General features: G+C 47.6%; 1 protein-coding gene. It reads right to left on the bottom strand.

What is annotated here, in order from left to right; all coding sequences use genetic code 11:
• Nucleotides 1-475 (bottom strand): hypothetical protein (locus ACU8YC_RS26525; protein ID WP_446896198.1); only part of this gene is annotated, 475 nt, incomplete at its 3' end.
• Between the last annotated feature and the right edge of the window lie 12 nt (nucleotides 476-487).

The raw sequence follows: 487 nt of genomic DNA, 5'->3' as shown, positions 1-487 counted from the left end.
GCCATATCACGTTATCATTCAGCGGAACATCCCGGTAAGGATCGCAGAGACACAGCGCATTGCGCCTTTTTCTCCTCAGCGTTTTTCGTGTTAAATCCGCCTTACCCACCGCGGATTCAATCCCCGGATCGGCCATTTTTCGATACATGCCGGCTAACGCAATAACGTCATACACTCTTTTGATATCTTTGCCAAAAAACATGGTATGGCTGTCCAGGTCCAGGGTCTGCACAATCACCTTTCTTCGGGGCGGCATGGCGTTAAGCAGTAATCTGGCATTGATCACATCCATATCATCATGGCCATGCATTAAATAAACCACGGACTCCTGCCAGTGATGAACGCACCACTCTTCAAGACTGATGCGGTCTCCGGGAATGGCGTCGATATGACGCCTTAATTCATCCCAGGCATAATCCTTTGAAATACTGAGATTGATTTGCGGGTTAACCGTCACTGCATTCGCATTAAACATAAGAGAAAACAG

This window comes from Citrobacter sp. VF227, from assembly GCF_052950715.1.
This window is presented reverse-complemented; position numbering and strand designations above follow the sequence as displayed.